At 61.9% G+C, this 17,604-nt stretch carries 17 protein-coding genes; 4 read left to right on the forward strand and 13 right to left on the reverse strand.

The genetic code is table 11. From position 1 onward, the window contains the following. Positions 1–75: 75 nt before the first annotated feature. The gene (locus tag AC1ECK_RS06790; protein WP_480317199.1) at positions 76–1,536 is read left to right on the forward strand and encodes a thiol-activated cytolysin family protein; all 1,461 of its coding nucleotides are present in this window, start codon (positions 76–78) and stop codon (positions 1,534–1,536) included. A 116-nt stretch (positions 1,537–1,652) separates the two neighbouring features. Further along, positions 1,653–2,345 carry a putative adhesin gene (locus AC1ECK_RS06795; protein WP_480317201.1) on the forward strand — a complete coding sequence of 231 codons (693 nt, stop codon included), beginning with the start codon at positions 1,653–1,655 and terminating at the stop codon, positions 2,343–2,345. A 145-nt stretch (positions 2,346–2,490) separates the two neighbouring features. On the opposite strand, the gene AC1ECK_RS06800 is transcribed toward AC1ECK_RS06795, so the two are convergent. The 3 genes from AC1ECK_RS06800 to AC1ECK_RS06810 form a co-directional block, all read right to left on the reverse strand. Continuing rightward, a complete protein-coding gene (locus AC1ECK_RS06800; RefSeq protein ID WP_480317203.1) occupies positions 2,491–3,663 on the reverse strand; it encodes an NAD(P)/FAD-dependent oxidoreductase in 1,173 nt (390 codons plus the stop codon). 85 nt (positions 3,664–3,748) lie between these two features. Next, entirely contained in the window at positions 3,749–5,248 is a 1,500-nt protein-coding gene (gene amaB, locus AC1ECK_RS06805; RefSeq protein WP_480317205.1) for an L-piperidine-6-carboxylate dehydrogenase, read from the reverse strand. 220 nt (positions 5,249–5,468) lie between these two features. Beyond that, a complete protein-coding gene (locus tag AC1ECK_RS06810) occupies positions 5,469–6,365 on the reverse strand; it encodes an HTD2 family dehydratase (protein ID WP_480317207.1) in 897 nt (298 codons plus the stop codon). 230 nt (positions 6,366–6,595) lie between these two features. Between AC1ECK_RS06810 and AC1ECK_RS06815 the strand changes: the two genes are divergently transcribed. Further along, complete coding sequence (locus AC1ECK_RS06815) at positions 6,596–7,384, forward strand: 2OG-Fe(II) oxygenase (protein WP_480317209.1); 789 nt, start codon at positions 6,596–6,598, stop codon at positions 7,382–7,384. Here the strand turns inward: AC1ECK_RS06815 and AC1ECK_RS06820 are convergent. Further along, the gene (locus tag AC1ECK_RS06820) at positions 7,369–8,295 is read right to left on the reverse strand and encodes a LysR substrate-binding domain-containing protein (RefSeq protein ID WP_480317211.1); all 927 of its coding nucleotides are present in this window, start codon (positions 8,293–8,295) and stop codon (positions 7,369–7,371) included. The genes AC1ECK_RS06815 and AC1ECK_RS06820 overlap by 16 nt on opposite strands. Before the next feature lie 164 nt (positions 8,296–8,459). On the opposite strand from AC1ECK_RS06820, the gene AC1ECK_RS06825 reads away from it, so the two are divergent. Beyond that, positions 8,460–9,554 carry a tartrate dehydrogenase gene (locus tag AC1ECK_RS06825; protein ID WP_480317213.1) on the forward strand — a complete coding sequence of 365 codons (1,095 nt, stop codon included), beginning with the start codon at positions 8,460–8,462 and terminating at the stop codon, positions 9,552–9,554. Between the two features lie 111 nt (positions 9,555–9,665). On the opposite strand, the gene AC1ECK_RS06830 is transcribed toward AC1ECK_RS06825, so the two are convergent. From AC1ECK_RS06830 to AC1ECK_RS06870, 9 genes are all read right to left on the reverse strand, one after another. Further along, positions 9,666–10,094 (reverse strand): helix-turn-helix domain-containing protein, encoded by a 429-nt coding sequence (locus AC1ECK_RS06830; RefSeq protein WP_480317215.1) that lies wholly within the window; start codon positions 10,092–10,094, stop codon positions 9,666–9,668. An 11-nt stretch (positions 10,095–10,105) separates the two neighbouring features. Continuing rightward, positions 10,106–11,266, reverse strand: coding sequence for an NAD(P)/FAD-dependent oxidoreductase (locus AC1ECK_RS06835; protein WP_480317217.1), 1,161 nt, complete (start codon positions 11,264–11,266; stop codon positions 10,106–10,108). Continuing rightward, positions 11,263–12,639, reverse strand: coding sequence for an FAD/NAD(P)-dependent oxidoreductase (locus tag AC1ECK_RS06840; protein WP_480317219.1), 1,377 nt, complete (start codon positions 12,637–12,639; stop codon positions 11,263–11,265). The genes AC1ECK_RS06835 and AC1ECK_RS06840 overlap by 4 nt, the downstream gene beginning before the upstream one ends. After that, on the reverse strand, positions 12,621–12,929 hold the full coding sequence (locus AC1ECK_RS06845; protein ID WP_480317221.1) for a (2Fe-2S)-binding protein: 309 nt from the start codon (positions 12,927–12,929) through the stop codon (positions 12,621–12,623). The genes AC1ECK_RS06840 and AC1ECK_RS06845 overlap by 19 nt, the downstream gene beginning before the upstream one ends. Further along, the gene (locus AC1ECK_RS06850) at positions 12,926–13,732 is read right to left on the reverse strand and encodes an amino acid ABC transporter ATP-binding protein (RefSeq protein WP_480317354.1); all 807 of its coding nucleotides are present in this window, start codon (positions 13,730–13,732) and stop codon (positions 12,926–12,928) included. Before AC1ECK_RS06850 ends, AC1ECK_RS06845 begins: the two co-directional genes overlap by 4 nt. Positions 13,733–13,796: 64 nt before the next feature. Then, complete coding sequence (locus AC1ECK_RS06855) at positions 13,797–14,453, reverse strand: amino acid ABC transporter permease (RefSeq protein ID WP_480317223.1); 657 nt, start codon at positions 14,451–14,453, stop codon at positions 13,797–13,799. Between the two features lie 152 nt (positions 14,454–14,605). Further along, a complete protein-coding gene (locus AC1ECK_RS06860; protein WP_480317225.1) occupies positions 14,606–15,415 on the reverse strand; it encodes an ABC transporter substrate-binding protein in 810 nt (269 codons plus the stop codon). A gap of 85 nt (positions 15,416–15,500) precedes the next feature. Further along, the gene (locus AC1ECK_RS06865) at positions 15,501–16,778 is read right to left on the reverse strand and encodes an NAD(P)/FAD-dependent oxidoreductase (protein ID WP_480317227.1); all 1,278 of its coding nucleotides are present in this window, start codon (positions 16,776–16,778) and stop codon (positions 15,501–15,503) included. 36 nt (positions 16,779–16,814) lie between these two features. Further along, positions 16,815–17,483 carry a haloacid dehalogenase type II gene (locus AC1ECK_RS06870; RefSeq protein ID WP_480317229.1) on the reverse strand — a complete coding sequence of 223 codons (669 nt, stop codon included), beginning with the start codon at positions 17,481–17,483 and terminating at the stop codon, positions 16,815–16,817. Positions 17,484–17,604: the final 121 nt, after the last annotated feature.

The following is a 17,604-nucleotide window of genomic DNA, read 5'->3' on the forward strand; positions in this document are numbered from 1 at the left end:
GCCAGATGCCCGGCAATGTATTTGCATCCTCACGGCTTACCGTCTTCGCCAACTTAAAATTATCCAAGGACCGTCATGAACGACTCGAATCGTAATGAAATAAACGAAAACATCAGGAAGCTTGACTATGATCCTGAAAAAGTAATGGTGTTTAATGGCACTACGGTTTCCAACGTTGACGATGAAATCATCGACAATGGAAACTCAAGCTACACGCTTATCACCCGTAAAAAGGTGAACTTCGAAGGTGACTTCGACATTGTAGTTCCTGAATCGTACAAGCACATCACCTATCCGGGGGCATTGCTGCAAGCCAACGATATGCTTCTGGACGGCAAGCCCACGGAGCTTGCCGTCAATCACGGCGAAAGGGTGTATACCATCGATCTTCCGGGATTGGGGAGTGATGGACAATTCAAGACAAAGGCAGTGAGCGCCGATGAAGCCTACGGAGAAGTGACCTCGGGAATTCAAAAAGCCATCGATATCTGGCTTCAGAAAAAAGCCAACAATGGCAAATCGGGCTGGGACAACGCCGCGGCACTCTCATTGACAAAAAGCACAGTGTCGGATGTCCATGAGATGGCCATCAGATTCGGCCTGAATGTCGAATATATAAAAAATAAACTGAATATCGATTTTACCTATAAAACAGAGAATAAAAAATCCATCTACCTCGCTTCTTATAAGCAGGTTTTTTACACAGTCTCCACATCCAGCCCGAAATCTCCGGCCGAGGTATTCGCCGACGGTACCACCTGGAACGATATAAAAGACAGGATCTCGAGCAAACATCCTCCGCTCCTGGTGGGAAGCGTGCAATATGGCCGCCGCATCTTCATCAAGTTTGAATCAAGCCTGACATCGTCGGAACTCGCCATTATTGGCGACGCAATGCTCAGCAAGGATGGGATTGTTCTAGATCCCAAAGGTGAATTCCGGCAGAAATATAAGCTGGATCAAGTGAATGTTTCCGTTGTGGTTTGGGGCGGCGGCGCAAGCCATTTAGCAGGCGCCAATCTAAGCGACCTGGATGGCATCAAGAAGATCAACGAAGTCATTATGAACAACCTGGTGCTGGACAAAAACAATCCTGCACTCCCTCTTTCATATGCGTCATTTTTCCTGAAGGATGGAACGCCGGCAAAGTCCCACGGAACCACGGAATATGTCGAAGAGAATGTTGCATCGTATCGAAACGGGAAAATAACTATCGAGTCGCAAGCCTGGTATGTAGCCAGAGCCTTCATCAATTGGGAAGAAAAGGTTCTTGAGAAAGACCCAGTTTCAAACCAGAAGGAATGGAAGACATACAACAAAGGTTGGGCCAAAAACGGCGACAGCATTAACCACGGGGATGTTTACGAATTCACCCTCCCAGCAAATGCACGGAATATTTCGGTTCGCGTGGATTACTGGAATGCCGGGTGGAACAACCGGGCCGATGTTGGACAGCTTGCACTTGTTCCATCTAGAAAGGTTTACATAGGCGGCTGGACCTGGGATCGCCACTTCTACATCAATCCTGGCGAATAAGTCATTGCTTCGGGCGAGGCGATATTTATATCGCCTCGTTTTTTCCTTCGCCAATCTCAAGACTTTTTATAGTCGTCGAGGTCGCGCGAGTTTATGAAAATTTTTCGGAGAGGATGATGCCAATTCAGACCACTCAAAACGACCTTGTTTTCGCGGGGCATGGTTCCTACCAAGGGGGCGCGGCAAACTTCGTGCTGCCGCGCGGCGTCCAGCTCTGGCAATTGATTCCCACAGGGGCTGCGTTGACCACCGGCCCCATGAATGCATTGGTTGGTCAAACGCCAATCGACCGGTTGCTGATGAGACCCGCGGACGGCGGCACGCTCCGTTCACAGGATCTGCAGCCGCTGGGCTTTCCAAAGACCTACGTTGCCGGCGACCGGGTGCCGAATCTTGTCCTGCACGATCTGGGGAATGACAAGGAGCGTGTTCAGAGGGCGATTGTCAGGGGGCCGCACCACGTGGTCATGGTAGATACCGACACAGACCTGCAGACGCTGTTGGCGCGTGACGACGTTCGGATGATGATCCAGACCCATGTCGAGGCTCGGACCAATCTGCGGATCTTCTGGAGCGCATGCCTGTTTCAGGAGACCAACGAGGGCGATGGCGATAGGGTCTTCTGTAACGGCCTGGCCGTGGCATTTGCGGCAACAGCCTACGCTGCGCGTGTGCGGACGGACGCAGCCACGCTTGCCGCCAGCGCTGCGACCGACCATGCGCAGTTGCATCCCCTCGATACGGCCGGTACGATCGCCGCCGCCGCTGTCCACGATCATGCGACGGCAAACCAGACGATCCCTTTGTAAGGCCGCGGTTATTCGGGCCAGTAACCCCTCGGATTACCGCTCTGAATCCAATTGAAAAAAACCCAGCACAAGACCGGGTTCAAACCACAACATCCGCCTTCCGGGATCTGAAGGACGACGAGCAATACAAGCACGACACGCGCACCTACACCACATTCTTTTCAACAATCGGCCGGTTCTCCAGCACACGCTCAAAATTAAGCGACGACAGATCCAACGTCGTATAGCAGCCATGCAAAATCAGTTCACTAACACCGCGCCCAGTAGCAGGCCCCTGTTGCAACCCATGTCCGCTAAAACCGTTAGCAAAAATGCAATTCCCCACCTCCGGGTGGTAACCAATGATCGCGTTCTGATCCAGCACGTTGTATTCGTAGTAGCCGGACCAGCAGTTCTGCACGCGCAGCGCTTCGAATTGCGGCACGCGATGCGCGAGCGTCGGCCAGATCACCTCGTCGAATATCGCATGATCGACTTCGTCGAGCGGCAGGTCGTCCGGATCGTTGTCCGCGCTCGGCGAGGTGCCGCAGATAAACGATTTGCCCTCCGGGCGGAAATAGACGCCGCTTGGGTCGATCAACAGCGGGCAGTGTTCCAGTTGCGCGGGAGAACTAACGTTGAAAATGCTGCGCCGGCGCGCGAACACCGGAAGATCGATGCCGATCATCTGCGCAATCTTGCGCGACCAGGCGCCCGCTGCGTTGACCACCACATCGCAGGGAAAAGTCTCGCCGCCGGCCGTCACGACTTGCGTGATGCGCTTGCCGTCGCGCTGCAAGGCCGTCACGTCGGCGGCCACGTAGCGCGCGCCGAGTGCCTGCGCCTTCTTGCGCAGAGCCTGCACAAGGCCATAGCCGTCGAACCAGCCCTCGCCGCTTTCGCCATAGGCGCCCGCCGCCAGGTCATCGGTATTGAGCCACGGGAAACGGGCCTGCAATGCCGCCTTCTCCAGCAGACTGATGTCCGCGCCAAGGCTCTTTTGCAGCGCGTGATTTTCCCTTAGCGTCGGCTCGCCGGCCGGCGTGGCAAGGAACAGATAACCGCCTTCATGCAGATCGATGGAAGGCTTTACACCGTCGATCTCGAGACGCTCGCCGATAGAACGCAGAAACTCGATGCCGAACAGCGACATCTGGATCGAGAGCGGAGTCGAGAACTGCTGGCGAATCGACGCCGCCGACAACGCCGACGACGAGCGCGCATAAGTGGGATCGCGCTCGATCACGGTGACACTCACCGTCGGGTCCGAAGCGCGCAAAAAATACGCAATCGAGCTGCCGATCACGCCACCGCCGACGATTACGACTTTCGAACTCACGACAACGCTCCACCGAAAGGAGGCGCTTGCCGCGCGACACCCGACACGCGCGGCAAGCTTTAAAGCGAATTAAGGAGAACTGCCTTTAGCCGAGATTGAAGTCGATGCCTTGTGCCAACGGCAGCGCCGACGAGTAGTTAACGGTGTTGGTCGCGCGGCGCATATACGCCTTCCACGAATCCGAACCCGATTCGCGGCCGCCGCCGGTTTCCTTCTCGCCGCCGAATGCGCCGCCGATTTCCGCGCCGCTCGGTCCGATGTTCACGTTGGCAATACCGCAATCGCTACCGGCAGCCGACAGGAAACGCTCCGCTTCACGCAAGTCAGTGGTGAACACGCACGAAGACAGGCCATGCGCCGCCGCGTTGTTCGCTTCCACTGCCTCGGCAAAATCCGTATAGCGCAGCACGTAGAGAATCGGTGCAAAGGTTTCCTTCAGCACGACAGCCGTTTGCGACGGCATCTCGACGAGCGCCGGGCGCACATAGTGACCGCCTTCATAGCCCTTCACCTCGACGCGCTCGCCGCCGAACACCTTGCCGCCTTCCGCGACCGCTTGCTGCAGCGCTTCCTGCATGCGGCTAAACGACTGCTTGTCGATCAGCGGACCCATCAGCGTGCCCTTTTCGAGCGGGTTGCCGATCGGCACCTTGTTGTAGAGCTGCTTCAGACGCTCGACGGTCTGGTCATACACGCTGTCGTGCACGAACAGGCGGCGCAGCGACGTGCAGCGCTGGCCGGCGGTACCGACCGCCGAGAACAGGATGCCGCGCAGCGCGAGTTCGTGATCGGCGCTCTGCGTGACGATGCCGGCGTTGTTGCCGCCCAGTTCGAGCAGCGAGCGGCCAAAGCGCTTCGCCACTTCGACGCCCACCGTGCGGCCCATTTCGGTGCTGCCAGTGGCGCTGACGAGCGAGGCGCGCGGATCGGCCACCAGCTTGGCGCCGACATCGCGGCCACCATTGATGAGCGCGGTAAGGCCTTGCGGTGCATCGCCGAATTCCTGCAGCGCTTCAGTGAGGATCTGGTTGACGGCCAGCGCGGTCAGCGGGGTCTTTTCCGACGGCTTCCAGATCACGGCGTTGCCGCACACCAGCGCCAGTGCGGCATTCCACGACCACACGGCAGCCGGGAAGTTGAACGCCGAGATGACCACGCAGGTGCCCATGGGGTGCCACGATTCGGCCATCCGGTGGCCGGGACGCTCCGAGGCAATGGTCAGGCCGTACAACTGACGCGACAGGCCGACCGCGAAGTCGCAAATGTCGATCATTTCCTGCACTTCGCCGAGGCCTTCCTGGAGGATCTTGCCGGTTTCGAGCGTAATGATGCTGCCGAGCGCCTGCTTTTTCTCGCGCAGACGGTTGCCGAGCAAGCGCACCAGTTCGCCGCGGCGCGGCGCCGGCACATTGCGCCATACATTGAAAGCCTGCTTTGCATTGGCGAGCGCCGCATCGACGTCGGCTACCGTGTGACTGGCCACGCGACCGATGAGCTCGCCGGAGATCGGCGAATGAACCGCGATGTCGCCGGCTTGCGCCGCCTGGGCGATGCCGAGATCGGCGAGGATGGTCGAAGCGTTCATGAGAAAAGTCCCTTTAATTTCCAATGCGAAACAAGAGTAAGTTCGGAAACTATACACGCGGGGTTTTATGGCGGCAAGCGCAATCGCGACGGGGCCGGCGGCGGGCGCCGCATGGCCATTGCCCAAGTCGGGTCAGAGGCTTGCCATATATAGGATAGACGGATTTAGCGGAGCCTGCGCTGGGCTTGACTCGCCTCCCTGGCCGGCAAGATTTTGTTTCTTATTGGAAAATATCTCTGACTGGAGAAACGCCCCCGGATGACGCCGAATTCACGCGTCCCAGCGCGGCGGTGGCGCGCATCGTCAGGTAGCCCTCGTGATCTTTCGCCCACAGGTCGATGGTCTTGCCGTCCTCGGAAGGCTGGCCGCAGACGGTGAACGGCTGATTCGCATAGGTGGGGCGCAGCGCCTTGAAGGCGAAGCTCTGCAGCGTCGCCTCGGGCAATTCGCGACGCACGAGGTCGACCAGCAACGTCGCAAGCAGCGGGCCATGCACCACCAGGTCCGGATAGCCCTCGACCTCGGTCACGTACGGATAGTCGTAGTGAATACGGTGGCTGTTGAAGGTCAGCGCCGAATAGCGGAACAGCAGGACTGGATCGGGATGAATCGTACGCCGCCACGTTTCGCCCTCGGGCGCCGGCGCCGCTTTGGGCGGGGGCGCATCGGCTTGCGGCGTGTCGCGATAGACGATGTCGTGTTCTTCCTCGATCTTCAGCTCGCCGCCCACCTCGATGCTGTGCTGCACCGTGACGAATACGAGCCGGCCCGAGCGCCCTGTTTTGTCCTCGATATTGGCGATGGTCGAGGTGCGCACTGCCCGCTCGTTCACCTTCAGCGGCTCATGGAACGTCAGCCGCCCGCCGGCCCACATCCGGCGCGGCAAAGGCACGGGCGGCAGGAAGCCGCCGCGCTTGGGATGACCGTCCGGACCCGCTTCCGCCAACGGCGAAACCGGCAGGAAGTACAACCAGTGCCACATCGGCGGCACCACATCGCCCGCTTCGGGCCACCCCAGTGTTGCCGCCAGCGCATTGAGCGGAAAAGCGGTGATGGTGTCCTTGACGACCTCCTGCTTGTCGAGCCAGGCGTCGAGGTTCTGGGGAGAAGCTGACATGGGCGGTGCTCCGGAAAAACCAAACAGGGTCTTACTATGAACCTAAAGGAACGTTCCGCGAAGCTCGCATTTCTGAAGCGCGTCTGTGGTTTGGCTTAAGTCCTTGGCCTTCAAACTCACGACTCCCGTCAGTACCGAGCATTCCGCCGAATTGAAGAGCAAGACTCGGGGTGTCTGCCGGCGCCAGCCTTCTTACACTGGGCCGGTTGAAGCAGACTTTGGAGCCTTGCATGAACACTGTCCTGAAACGCGTTCCCGACGGCGCACACGCCACAGAAACGAACCTCGCGGCACCCGGCTTATCGAGCGCAGCAGAGGTGGCGCGCCGCGTCGACGCAGTGGCCTGGACAAACGTCGAGCAGGATCTCGACCAGCACGGCAGCGCGCTGATTCGCGGTCTTTTGTCGGCACAGGAATGCGACGCGCTAGCCGGCCTCTATGCGCACGACGAACTGTTTCGCAGCCGGGTGGTCATGGCGCGTCACGGTTTCGGCCGCGGCGAGTACAGGTACTTTGGATACCCACTGCCCGATCTGATCGAGACGCTGCGCCATGCCGTGTATCCGCATCTCGTACCGGTGGCGAACCGGTGGAACAGCATCATGCGCATCGACACGCGTTACCCGGCACAGCATGCCGATTTCATCCGGCGCTGCCACGATGCCGGCCAGATACGGCCGACGCCGCTCATCCTTCAGTACGCGAAGGACGACTACAACTGCCTGCATCAGGACCTGTACGGCGAGCACGTGTTTCCGCTACAGCTCGCCATCCTGCTCTCGGAACCGGGGCAGGACTTCACGGGCGGCGAGTTCGTGCTGACCGAGCAGCGGCCGCGCATGCAGTCGCGCGTTGAAGTCATGCCGTTGCGTAAAGGCGATGCGGTGGTGTTCGCGGTTCATCATCGCCCCGTCCAGGGCACGCGCGGCAGTTACCGGGTCAACTTGCGGCACGGCGTGAGCCGTCTGCATTCGGGTCACCGGCATACGCTCGGTGTGATCTTTCATGACGCGTTGTGAAGGGCCGCTTCGCCCTTCCAGCCCTTGAACTCGTCCACCAGAAAGTCCACGCAGGCACGCACTTTCGCCGAACTTGCGCGGCGCTCCGGATAGACCGCCCAGACATTCGCCGCCTGCGAGGCCTGCGGCAACACCTGCACCAGCGTGCCGTTCGCCAGCAACGGCGCGACGTCCCAGATCGAGCGCAGCACGACGCCATAGCCGGCCACCGCCCATTGCACGGCGATCTCGCCATGATTGGTCGACAACGGCCCGGTCACCTTCAATTGCGACTCCTTGCCGTTGACCGTCAACCGCCACACGCCGAACGGGTGATCGCGTTCCTTGATGACGAGGCAGCGGTGCGCCGCGAGATCCGCAAGCTCGCGCGGCTTGCCATGACGCTCCAGATACGCAGGCGACGCACACAGCACGCGATGATTCGCCGCCAGCTTGCGCGCGATCAGATGCGGCGCGATCTCGTCGCCGATGCGCACATCCAGATCGAAGCCTTCCGCCGCCACATCGACGATCCTGTCGAACAGGTCGAGGCGTACGTTCAACTGCGGATACGCCGCCGACAGGCGCGCCACCGCCGGCGCCACCACATGCCGGCCAAAGCCGAAGCTGCTCGAAATGCGCAGCGTGCCGCTTGGCGTGCGCTGCGTCGTGGAGACGTCTTCGATCAGATGCTCGACGTCGTTGAGAATCTTCTCGGCCCAGGCGAAGACCTGGGCGCCCGCTTCGGTGATGGTCACGCGCCGGGTGGAGCGATGCAGCAAACGTGTGCCGAGATCGGCTTCGAGCATGGCGACGCGCTTGCTGACGAAGGCGGGCGAGACGCCCAGCAATTCCGCGGTGACACTAAAGCTGGCGTGCCGTGCGACGGCACAGAACACACGCAGGTCGGCGAGATTGGGCGTTTTATTCACGATTCGTGGAAAGTGGATTAACCGGCAAAGAGCTGCCGCGCGCCGTCAGTATGCATAGAATGGCGCAAGCGCGCGGCGTATCGGTCACACCCGGCGGTCACACCGGACCGCACCGCGCATCGTTCCGACTCTATCGCCCCACGCCATTCTTCTGGACTTTCGACATGACCAGCAAACAGCATCGTATCGCCGTGATTCCCGGCGACGGCATCGGCAAGGAAGTGATGCCGGAAGCCCTGCGCGTCCTCGACGCAGTCAGCCGCCGCTTCGGCATCGACCTCTCGTACAAGCATATCGACTGGGCCAGTTGCGACTACTACGCGCAGCACGGCCAGATGATGCCCGACGACTGGAAAGCCCAGCTCGCCGATTGCGACGCCATCCTGTTCGGCGCGGTCGGCTGGCCGGACACCGTGCCCGATCATATTTCGCTGTGGGGGTCGCTGCTCAAGTTCCGCCGCGAGTTCGACCAGTATGTCAATCTGCGTCCGGCGCGCACCTTCGAAGGTGTGCGCTCGCCGCTCGCCGCACATAACGCCGAGGGCATCGACTTCTTCATCGTGCGCGAGAACACCGAGGGCGAGTACTCGTCGGTGGGCGGCACGATGTTCGAAGGCACCGAGCGCGAGGTCGTGATGCAGCAATCCATCTTCACGCGCCACGGCACCAACCGCGTATTGAAGTTCGCTTTCGATCTGGCGCAGCGCCGCGCCCGCCGCCATGTCACGGTGGCGACCAAGAGCAACGGCATTGCCATCAGCATGCCGTGGTGGGACGAGCGCGCGGCTGAAATCGCCGCAACCTACCCGGATATCACGTGGGACAAGCAGCATATCGACATCCTGTGCGCGCGTTTCGTGCTGCAGCCACAGCGTTTCGACGTGGTGGTCGCGTCCAACCTGTTCGGCGACATCCTCTCGGATCTCGGCCCGGCCTGCACCGGCACGATCGGCCTTGCGCCGTCGGCGAACCTGAATCCGGAGCGGCGCTTTCCGTCACTGTTCGAACCGGTGCACGGCTCGGCGCCCGATATCGCGGGGCAGCATATTGCCAATCCAGTCGCCATGATCTGGTCGGCGGCGATGATGCTCGACTTCCTCGGCGAAGGAACGGGTGCAGAACACGATGCACATGATGCGATCGTGGCGGCGATCTCCGACGCGCTGAAGCAAGGGCCGCATACCCGCGACATGGGTGGCGAAGCCTCGACGGGTGAGATGGGCGCGGCGATTGCAGAGCGAATCGCGAACCACGCGTAGTATCCGCAAGGGCCGCCTCGCGCGGCCCAGCGGCGCTAACCGCTCGTGCTGACTATGCGTGCTGACACTCGGGCTAACTAATCGGGCCAACTACTCACGCCAACTGCGGGCCTAACTGCGCGCCGCCAGATACGCACTAGGCGTCGTACCCACCGTGCGCTTGAAGTGCCGCCCCAGATGGCTCTGATCGAAGAAGCCCACCTCCGTCGCCACGATCGAAGGCGGAAGCCCTCTGCTCAGCAGGCGCTGCGCGTGCCGGATCCTGACGAGGCACACGTAGCGATGCGGCGAGATTCCCACTTCCGCACGAAACAGCGCGGCAAAGCGCGACACGCTCAACTCGGCCTTGGCAGCCAGCGTCGCGAGCGTCACCGGTTGGGAGAACGATGTTTCGATGAATTCGATCGCCCGCTCGATGGGCCGCGTCGCGTGACGCGACGCCCCGGGCGCAGTGGCCTGTGCGAGCGGTACGTCCGGCTCGTCGCTCGTCGCAGCGTCTGCAAAGAGGCCTGCGTGGTCATCCAGATGAGCGCTCAGCATGATTTCGATTCCTATGCGGCCTGCTGTGCCTGTGCAGCAACGGCAGCGGCAGCAAAGCGGCGAATATCGAAGGGTTCCAGCGGCGTGCTCGTCGCGCCGGTATCGATCAGCTCGGCCATCGTGTCGCCGACGCCCGGTCCGAGTTGAAAGCCGTGTCCGCAGAAGCCGAACGCGTAGTACAGGCCGCTGACGTTGCCGCTCGGGCCCATGATCGGACGATCGTCGGGCATGTAGCCTTCAATGCCGCTCCACACGCGGATGATATTGAGCTTCGACAACGCCGGCGCCACCCGGTACAACTGGCGGAACTGCAGCAGCGTGTTCTGCGGCAACACATAGGCGCGCCGCAGGTCCGGATAAGCCGGGCCACGCGCGCAGCCGCCAATCACGATGTTGCCGCGCGTAATCTGCCGGAAATACACTACTTCCTCGATCGAAGGCGACGACACGCCGACCGTCGGGCGGATGCCATAGGTGGTCGGCTCGGTGACGGCCATCTGTGGACCGTGCACGGCAATCGGCACCGGCTCGCCGAACTGTTCGCTGAGCAGGCTGCCCCATGCGCCCGCCGTGACCAGCAACTGCGGCGCATGAAAGGTGCGGCCGTCGGTGCTGGTGGCGCGAAACTCCGTGCCTTCCTTTTCGACGGTGGCAATCTCGGTGTTCTCGACGATCTGCGCGCCGAGGCGCGCGGCGGCGCGTCCGAACGCCGGGGCCGCCAGGCGCGGATTGGCATGCCCATCCTTCTCCGAATACGAGCCTGCCAACACTTCCGGCCCGAGAAACGGAAACCGCGCCTTCATCTCGGCGCCGCGCAGGAGTTCGAGCTTCAGGCCATATTGCGCCGCTTCCTTCGCGTAGATCTCAAACTGGTCCGCCTGCTCCTCGCGATAGCAAACGCGAATATGGCCGGACATCAGAAACTCCGCGTCGTGGCCGATCAGTTCGGGCAGCTTGCCCCAGATCTCGCGCGAACGATTGGCGAGCGGCAACTGCGGCAGAAAACGCCCTTGGCGCCGCACGTTGCCGAAGTTGGTGCCGCTCGCCTGCTGGCCCACGAGGCCACGCTCGAGCAAGATCACCGAGCGGCCCCGCTTGCGCAGGAAAAACGCCGTGGCCGCACCCATGAAGCCGCCACCGACAATGATCACATCTGCTTGCGCCCGAGTCATTCGACCTCCTCAACCGTCGCGATGGAAAGTGGCTTGACGGGCGCTTGCCCGCGCAGCCGGCCGACCTGTTCGAGCGGCACGCTCGCTGCGTCCGCGATGATTTCCGCCGCCGCGTGTCCGCAATAGCGTCCCTGGCAGCGCCCCATGCCGACGCGGCTAAAGGCCTTCGCGCGATTGGCCTCGCAGGCGCCTTCTTCGCGGATCACGCGACGCAATTCGCCGACGCGCACGCCTTCGCAACGGCATACCACGGTGTCGTCCGAGAGACGCGCGGCCTGCGCAGCGGGCCAGGGAAACGCTTCTACCAGGCCGAGCCGGAAGCGGTCCATCTTCTGTTGCTGGCGCTTCAGATCGTCCAGCGTGGCAGCCGCGATAGTGTGGCCGAGGTCCTGCAACGCCGCGCAGGCAGCAAGACGCCCGGCCAGCTCGGCGCCATCCGCACCGAGTACGCGCACGCCGTCGCCTGCGAGATACACGCCGGCTTCCGAGCTGCGGCCCAGTTCGTCGATTTGCGGCAACCATTGGCGCGACGGTTCGTCGAAGCGGAACGCACAGCGCGCGAGATCGGCGAGTTGCGTCTCCGGACGCAGGTGATAGCCGAGCGCCACCGCGTCGCAGGTGATCCGCTGCACTCGCCCCTTGGCGTCGCGATAGCTCACGCCTTGCACGCCCGCGGCGTCCGAACCCATGATTTCGAGCGGTTCAATACCGTTCTCGACCACGACGCCCGACTTCTTCAGCGAAGAGACGAGCGCGGCGCCTTTCTTCAGCACATCCGGCCGCGCCAGCAATTTCGGCAGCGCGCGCAGGCGCTGGCCGAGCTTCGAGGTATCGAGCACCGCCGCCACTTGCGCACCGGCTTGCACATACTGGCTCGCAACCAGATACAGCAACGGCCCCGAGCCCATGAAGACGACCTTGCGGCCAATCGACACCGCTTGCGCCTTCAACGCAATCTGCGACGCACCGAGGCTATAGGTCCCCGCAAATTGCCAGCCCTTCACAGGCATCAGGCGGTCCGTCGCGCCGGGGCAGAGGATCAACGCGTCATACGGCAGCGCGCTCGCATGTCCGTCATGCACCACGTGCAGCTTGCGCTCCGCGACATTCCACGCGAGCGTCTCCGGCCGGTAATCGATCTGCGGGCGCAGGCGTTCGAACGTGCTGTGCAGGTCTTCAGCGCGGGCGGCCTCGGTCCCGTACAACTTTGCATAGGGCCGCGAAAAATTGTCCGGCTGCCGGCGATAGATCTGTCCACCGTCACGGCGGCCTTCATCGATGACGGTCGGGCTGATGCCCGCGGCGAGCAGGGTCTGCGCACAGCGCACGCCGGCCGGCCCGGCACCGACGATGATTACGCGAGGTTGGCCCATTGCTCCTCCGCTTGAGTCGTCACAATCCGCAGGCCTTCGCTGACCACGGTGGTACAGGCGCGCAGCCGCTCGCCGTCCGCGGTCCAGACCCAGCAGTCCTGGCAGGCGCCCATCAGGCAGAAGCCCGCACGTACTTCATTGCCGAATTCGGACTGGCGCACGTGGTCCACCGAGCAGAGCATCGCCACCAGCACGGTATCGCCCGCCAGGGCTTCGACCGCCTTGCCGTCCACGTACATCGTCACAGTCTTGCGTCCGGTCTCGCCGAGCCGGATGAATCGTCCACTCATGCTGTTGCTCCCTGCGCGCGGCCATCGCGATTGACGGCCGCGCTGTCGTTCACCGGGTCCGTGCGCGAGTCCATGCGGTTACTTAAGACATGGCGCAGAAACTCACGCGTGCGCGCCTCGCGCGGTGAGCACAAAACCTGCTGCGCGCTGCCCTCTTCGATGATCTGGCCGCCATGCAGAAAGCACACGCGGTCGGCCACTTCCCGGGCAAAGCCCATTTCATGCGTGACCACCAGCATCGTCATGCCCTCGCCCGCCAGCGTACGCATGACCGCCAGCACTTCGCCGACCAGCTCAGGGTCGAGCGCGGAAGTCGGTTCGTCGAACAGAATCGCTTTGGGCTTCATCGCCAGCGACCGCGCAATCGCCACGCGCTGCTGCTGACCGCCCGATAGCTGGTGCGGATACGCATGCAGCTTTTCGCCGAGCCCCACCTTGCCGAGCAGTTCGATGGCTTCGCGATGCGCCTCGTGCTTCGGCTCGCCCTTTACATGCACGGGGCCTTCCATCACGTTCTCGAGCGCCGTGCGATGCGGAAACAGATTGAAGCGTTGAAACACCATGCCGACTTGCGTGCGCAAGCGGTTGATCTGGCGCGAACGCTGCTCGACGCGCTGATCCATCAGCTTGATCTCGCCGGTGTCGTAGGATTCGAGCGCGTTGATACAGCGCAGCAGGGTCGACTTGCCCGAGCCCGAGGCGCCGATCAGGCACACCACTTCGCCTTGCTTGATATTCAACGAAATGCCCTTCAGCACCGGAACGGCGCCAAAGCTCTTGTGCACATCAACGATCTCGATCATGGCATCCTCGCTGGAGGCCTTGTTCAAGACCTCGTTGAGCGTTCGTACAGCCTTCATATCGTCTTCACTTCGCCTTGTGCTTGCCGAAACGTTTTTCCAGCCGGCGCGTCAGGCTCATCAACGGCAGGCTCATCGCCAGATAACCGAGCGCCACCAGCGTATAGACCGTCACGTTCTGGAACGTCGAGGCGGCGATCAACTGGCCTTCACGCGTCATCTCGGCCACCGTGATCGTCGAAGCAAGCGACGAGTCCTTCAACATCATCACCAGCGTATTCGCATACGGCGGCAGCGCGACCCGCACGGCCTGGGGCAGGATCACGCGGTACATCGTCTTCACGCGGCCCATGCCGATCGACTGGGCCGCTTCGAACTGGCCGGGGTCGACGGCTTCGATGCCCGAGCGGATGATTTCCGCCACATAGGTCGAGTAGCCGAAGCCCAGACCGATGATGCTCGCTTCGAGCGCCCCCATCTGAATGCCGACGTCGGGCAGCACGAAGTAGATATAAAACAGCAGCACGATCATCGGCAGGCCGCGCACCACGTTGATCATCGCGCTGACCACTGTGACGACGCCCGGGTGGCGCGACATCTTCAACAACGCCCAGACGAGTCCCAGCACAGTGCTCAATACCAGGCAGCCCAGCGTGATGATGATGCTCATCAGGGCGCCGCTAAACAGAATCGGAACAAAGTCGGTTATATCGCGCCAATGCATGCGGTGTGCTCTTCAGAATCGGGGCCGCCGCTCGCCTCGGAACGGAACCGGGCCACGACGGACAGGACGTGAGGAACAACCCGTTCACCGGCCAGGCGCGCTTGCCGGCGACGGGTTTTCGTCACACTAGATTCGCGTTGGTCAGCTCACGCTCAGCTCGCGAGATTCCACTTCTTCAGGATCGCGTTCAGCGAGCCGTCGGCCTTCATCTTCGTTAGCGCATCGTTGATCTTGGCGAGCAGTGCGGCATTGCCCTTCTTCACTGCGATCGCGATATCGAATTTCTGCATCGGCACATAATCGTCCACCACGCGTGCGCCGCGCAAACCACCGGACGCTTCCTGCGCCTTCAGGATCGGATAGTCGCTAAAGCCCGCGGTAATGCGGCCCAGCACCACGTCGCGCGTCATGTCTGCGGGGCTGTCGTACATCTTCACTTCCTTGAAGATGCCGAGCTTGACCAACTGGTCGCCGTAATCGGTGCCGGTCGGTGCGCCCACGATGGTGCCCTTCAGATCCTGAACCGACTTGTAATCCGTCTTGTTCGAATCCTTGACGATGATGCCTTCGCCGAATGCCGTGACCGGCTGCGAGAAGTCGACCACTTCGGCGCGCTTGGGCGTCGGCGTCATGCCGGCCACGATGATGTCGATCTTGCCCGACACCGCCGACTGGATCAGCGCGGAGAACGGCACCGCGTCGAACGACACGTTGAAGCCTTCGCGCTTGCCGATGGCGTCCACCACATCGGGCATCAGGCCTTCGATCTTCTGCGTCTTCACATCCATAAAGGTGGTCGGCGCGCTCGACGGCGGCGAACCTGCTGTGAGCGTCGGCGTGTCGGCGGCATGGCTCAGGCTTGCACCGAACGTCATGCAGAGGGCGACGCCAGCCTGGAAAGCGAAGCGTTGAACGGCTTGCAGGCGTGCTGCGGGGCGAAGCTCACGGGTGAAACGCAACATGGTCATCCTTGGAGTTTGGTGGTGAAAACCGCTACGGCGCCGGGCGACGCAACGGCAAACAACGGTACTGTCGCTCTGCATGGGTTCAATGCAGAATGTCCTGCAAACGGTAATAGGCGCCAACCAGCGGCAGGAACCACGCGTGGCCGAAATGGCCGGGAATCGCGGGCCATTCGAGCGTGCGCCACGGGTTGCGTGCGGCGGCGCCGAACATCACGTCGGCCATCACGCGCCCCATGTGCACCGACATCTGCACACCGTGGCCGCTATAGCCCATCGAGTAATACAGGCCTTCATGCTGGCCCGCGCGCGGCAGCCGGTCCGCCGTCATGTCGACGAGGCCGCCCCAGCAGTAGTCGAGACGCACCTCGGCCAGTTGCGGGAAGTAGCCGGCGAGACCGGCGCGCAGAATCCGGCCGCTCTTTTCGTCGGAGCGCGGGTTCGACATCGCAAAACGCGCGCGGCCGCCGAACAGCAGACGGTTGTCCGCCGTGGCCCGAAAGTAGTTGCCGATGTTGCGCGTGGTCACATAGGCGCGGCGCGTCGGCACGAGTTCGTCGAGCTGTGCGCTCGTCAACGGCTCGGTCACGACGATGAAACTGCCCACCGGGGCGATGCGCCGCCGAAACCACTGCAACGGGCCGATCTGCGAAGCGCCTGTTGCAACCAGCACGCGCCCGGCGCGGATCGTGCCGGACTCGGTGCTCACTTCGTAACGCTCGCCGTCGAGACGCTTCAACCCCGTCACCGGCGTGTGCTCGAAAATGCGCGCGCCGTGTTTTGCCGCGGCGGTCGCGAGGCCGACACCGAACTTGCCCATATGCATCTGCGCACCGTTGCGCTGCACGAGGCCGCCGTAAAAGCCATCCGAGCCGACCTCTTCGCGAATCCGCTCGCGCGGAATCAGTTCGACATCCGGATCGACATTGCGCACCAGCGATTCATAGGTTTTGGCGAGCTTGTCGAAGTGCTGGGGTTTCGCTGCGAGCTTGATCTTGCCGCCGCGAAAGAAGTCGCAATCGATCTTCTCTTCATCGACGATCGACGCCACCGTCTTCACCGCGCTCTCGTATGCACGATAGAACTCGCGGGCGTGGTCGGCGCCGATGCGTGCCGCCAGCGCCGCGTAATCGTGCGCAAGACCGGTGTTGCACTGGCCGCCGTTGCGGCCCGACGCCTCACCGGCTATCCGTCCTGCTTCCAGCACCGTCACCGGAATGCCGCGCTTGCCCAGCTCGAGCGCCGCGGACAGGCCGGTGAAGCCGCCGCCGATCACCACCACTTCGGCGCCGCCCTCGAGCGGGCCTTTGTACCCGTCGAGAAACGGCGGAGCGGTGTCGAGCCAGTACGAATCGAGCTTCATCGGGTTCCTTCGCGCTTCAGGGCTTGAGTTGCGGGCTTAAAGACCGACGACGCCGGCAAGACCGCCGATGTCCTTGATCTCGGTGTAGTTGTAGAACGGCGTCGACGGCTCGTGACCGCGTGCGACGAACACCTTGTTCTTCACGCCGAGGTCGTTGGCCGACATCAGGTCGTAGCGCAGGCTCGACGACACGTGCAGGATATCTTCCGGGCCGCAGCCGAGGTTATCCAGCATATATTCGAACGCTTGCAGACGCGGCTTGTAGGCCTGCGCCATCTGCGCGGTGTAGACCGCATGGAACGGTGCGCCGAGCTTGTCGACATTGCTCTGGATCTGATCGTTCGAAGCGTTCGACAGAATCACCAGCGGGATTTCCTTCGCGACCTTGGCGAGACCTTCCGGCACGTCCGGGTGCGGACCCCAGGTGGGCACGGCGTCGTAGAAGCGCTGCGCTTCGGCGTCGTCGTAGGCGAGGTTCCAGCGCTTGAGCGTACGGCGCACGGCGTTCTTCACGACTTCCTGATACGGCTTCCATGCGCCGAGAACTTCATCGAGGCGGTAGGCGGAGAAGTCACGCACGAACTGCTCCATCTGCTCCGCATTGACGCGGTCGGCGAAGATTTCGCGGGCCATGTCGCCCATGCGGAAGCGGGTCAGCGTGCCGTAGCAATCGAAGGTGATGTATTTGGGCCTGAAGCGGGTCATGTCTATGTCCTGTAGTGGGCAATAGTCGGCGTTGGGGGCAACGCAAAAGCAGCGCTAAATCAGCAATGAGTCAGCAGCAATAGCTCAGCCAATCAGCCGGCGCAAACGGCAGCCTGCAACC

This window comes from Paraburkholderia sp. SSBN10T, assembly GCF_056619545.1.